Origin of the sequence: Elizabethkingia argenteiflava, from assembly GCF_009904105.1 — a bacterium.
GTDB classification, from domain to species: Bacteria; Bacteroidota; Bacteroidia; order Flavobacteriales; family Weeksellaceae; genus Elizabethkingia; species Elizabethkingia argenteiflava.
The window spans coordinates 1-343 of the sequence record NZ_JAAABJ010000553.1; the positions used below are offsets into that span (position 1 = coordinate 1).

The following is a 343-nucleotide window of genomic DNA, read 5'->3' on the forward strand; positions in this document are numbered from 1 at the left end:
CAGCTCAGATATACTCAAATTTCATTGATCAGAATTTTTTAATGGATAATTTATATGAAAATACAGGCCGATCTTCGTCTTTGTGCATAAAGTATTAAATCATTCCAAAAATAGGAGTGGTGAGTACTAAGGCTACGGCATTATGCCCATACCTCCATTGTACAATAGCATCTTTATCCCCTTCATACGCATAATAGTATTTCCAGAAATTCAAAGGTACTTCCAGTTTATTCACTATGTGTAATAAAGCCACTCCTATCCATGTGGCAATTTTGAATCATTTAGCTACATTTAAATGTCTTACTCTTCTTTTGGCTATCGTCTCTAACTTGTTAACACCAAA

At 33.8% G+C, this 343-nt stretch carries 1 pseudogene; it reads right to left on the minus strand.

Features of this window, described 5'->3' with window-relative positions:
* Positions 1-31 precede the first annotated feature (31 nt).
* Positions 32-343 (minus strand): annotated as a pseudogene (locus GNY06_RS09265) (cbb3-type cytochrome c oxidase subunit I); the annotation flags it as partial.